Origin of the sequence: uncultured Algibacter sp. (assembly GCF_947495925.1) — a bacterium.
GTDB lineage: Bacteria > Bacteroidota > Bacteroidia > Flavobacteriales > Flavobacteriaceae > Algibacter_E.
Map to the genome: position 1 here is coordinate 1 of NZ_CANMAU010000021.1, position 2,853 is coordinate 2,853.

Here is a 2,853-nt window from a genome sequence, read left to right on the forward strand (position 1 = left end):
TTTAGCAAATACAAACCGAATAGAAAATCCGCGAGGATTTTCGTAAGCAAGCTCGAACTAGCCATTAATTATACACGTTGTTGTGCTTTCGTTATTTTAATTATGTTTTAATTCGTTATTTATTGCATTTAATAATTGTTCTGCTTCATCAACACTTTTTAATAGGATACTTCGGTTAACTAAAGCAGCTTTAATTCGCATATTGATTGTATTAAATAATTCGATCTCACTATGTGAATCAGTCCTTCTTTCTTTAATTAAAGATTTTAATTTACTAGGAACTTGTTTTATATCTGTTGTTATACCCAAATTTTCCGGTAGGTTTATTATGGAGGATTTTAAAGTTGGATATATGTGAGCATATACAATATCGGATGTTATAAAATTCATAGCTTCATGGCTATCTCTTGCGTTTTGATAGTATGAAATGATTTTTGAACGTATAGATTTATTCTTGATTATGTTTATCTGTCCTGTGCTTTTTAATTCATCAAAGGTGGAAGAGATACTTGGAAACTTTTCTGCATAAAAAAATAAAGTTAATTTTTTATCTAGGCTATCAATTAATGAGAAATTTTGACTGACATTATAGTCATTAAGGATATTGATTCCAAGATTTGAAATAGAATCACACCTATTTATTAACGGCTTAATTATTGGAATTTGTTTTTCTAGATCACTCTTAATAGCAATTAAATAATCCTTCTGTTTTACGTTATTTATTCTATTACTATTCCAATTGTTAATTCCCAAAGCAATCAAAATCCCTATAACTACCAGAATTATTTCTCCGATAGCATATTTCAGATACTTCAAAGTTTTACCTTCTGAAAGTAAATTTTGTCTGATTTTTCTAAAGAATTTTATCATTTGGTTAGTTGTTGGTTATAATGAAGCACAACGGTGAGTATAAGAAACGTAGGGAAGAGGGTATGCTCTAACTTTACGTTTATAACTAAGCCAAATATAATGTTTTGTGTTTATCTTCAATATTGAAACACCAAATTTTATATTTGGCGACATAACGGATTAGCCCAAACTTTTCGAACAATTTTAACCCTCCCTATGTTTTTTATACAGTGTTGTAAGCAGGCTTTTTATTACTGATTTAGATCTACATATTTCTTGTTTTTATATTTAAAAACCTAGTAATACCATATCCTATTAAGCCAAAGAATGCAGAATATAAAATCATGAAAAGTGATGTAATCAACCAAATTAAAGGTGTTATCTCAAGATTTTGAACTTCCCCTGTGTTTGCATTTAAAAGTAAAGAAATTTTCCAGCCAATGGTTGAATCAAAAAAGCCAACCAATCCAGAAAAAATCAATGAACTTTTCAATCCTCCATGTTTAGCTGAAAAAAAACCTATTGCTGTATATATAATCATTGATAATGGGGTAAGGTTTCCATAATCAAAATTTAAAACTTTTGAAGCAACAGAACCGATTGAATCAACTAAAATCACTGCAAAGAAGCCTAATAAAAGTATTTTGTATTTGTGTTTCATTATTTATCCGTCTTAAGAATTCCTATCAAAATATTAAAAAAGAATAAGATTTGTCCAATACCAAACATTAAGAAGGCTAAAGTTTTTATCAAGTTAGAATTTAATAAACCGTCAAAATATGGGTATTTATTATTGGATTGGAATGTACTTGATCCAAAAAGATAGTCGGAATAAAACAATAGAAAAGTAGACATGATGGTTAAAATTATGTGACAAATAGTGAGCCAGTTAACTTTTTTTCTTTTAAATATGTTTAAAACCCAATATATCAATCCAATTAGCACGAAAAATATCAAGAATATCATTCCTAAATGATAGTGAGCAACTACAAAATATGTGTCATGCACATTAATATCTATTGTTGAATCAAAACTAATATGTTTAAAAAATGGAATAAAAATTATAATGCCTATTATCCAGAAGATTATATAAGGCTTATTCTTCAAAAAATTCATGTGATAGATGATGTTTTGGCTCAGCTTGCTTACAACGGTTAGGCTATGGTTTCGTTGCGTGAAAATCCGCAAGGATTTTCCGCCGTAAACCGAAGATAGCAAATTTGCGAGGACTTTCCGTGAGGAAAGTCAAAAGCAATGAACTATAGCCGGTGTTAGGCACTGGTTTTCTACTTTATTACTATCCAATCCGCTTTAATTTCTATATTTTTCAAGCCAGATGGAACTTCCAATTCAGGATATTCTCCAACCGTTTTTTCGTCAGTCATAAACACGAAGTCCCAGTTATTTGTCGTATCAGAAATGTATTCCCATCCGTTCATTAAATCTTGATTAACTTTTATATTAGGATACTTTTCTGATATATTCTTTGCCGTCGAATTTGGATTAAGTCCATTAGTTGCAATCAACTTTGGTGAACTAGCTATGATAAACAAGATAGCATCTGTGTTAAGTGCTGGTAATAATACGAATGCGACATTTTCTTTGTCATAGTATAAATAAGCAGGACTTCCTCCTCCATAACCAAAACTTGTCGCTTGTCCGACTTCTTTTTTTAATCCATTGAATTTTAGTTCAGCTTCTGAAATGGTCATCCCAATTTTAATTTCTCCAAGTTGCCCTTTTTTAATTTTAAATTCTTGATAATCGAAAGGCGAGACATTTGAAAGTTTATCTTTTGTCGATTCAGATTGTGTCTGAGTCGGTTGTCCTGTTCTTTCTTTTTTGCCAATAGTTTGATTACAAGACCAAAATACTGTCAGTATTAGTAAGTATTTTAAATATCGAGTCATTTTTTTCAACTTGTGCTTAACGTGTTTGTGTAAGGATAGTTGTGTGATTAAGCAACTAACTTAATAAAAATGGAGCGAACCAGAGGGAAATCCG

The 2,853-nt window shown here is 30.4% G+C and carries 4 protein-coding genes; all 4 read right to left on the minus strand.

Translation table 11 applies throughout. From position 1 onward, the window contains the following. Positions 1–96 precede the first annotated feature (96 nt). Positions 97–870, minus strand: coding sequence for a DUF6090 family protein (locus tag Q0857_RS16790; RefSeq protein WP_298538043.1), 774 nt, complete (start codon positions 868–870; stop codon positions 97–99). 244 nt (positions 871–1,114) lie between these two features. After that, positions 1,115–1,510, minus strand: a complete 396-nt coding sequence (locus tag Q0857_RS16795; RefSeq protein ID WP_298538045.1) for a hypothetical protein — start codon at positions 1,508–1,510, stop codon at positions 1,115–1,117. Continuing rightward, positions 1,510–1,965, minus strand: coding sequence for a cbb3-type cytochrome c oxidase subunit I (locus tag Q0857_RS16980; RefSeq protein WP_367278102.1), 456 nt, complete (start codon positions 1,963–1,965; stop codon positions 1,510–1,512). The genes Q0857_RS16795 and Q0857_RS16980 overlap by 1 nt, the downstream gene beginning before the upstream one ends. A 170-nt stretch (positions 1,966–2,135) precedes the next feature. Next, positions 2,136–2,759, minus strand: a complete 624-nt coding sequence (locus Q0857_RS16800; RefSeq protein ID WP_298538047.1) for a hypothetical protein — start codon at positions 2,757–2,759, stop codon at positions 2,136–2,138. Positions 2,760–2,853 lie beyond the last annotated feature (94 nt).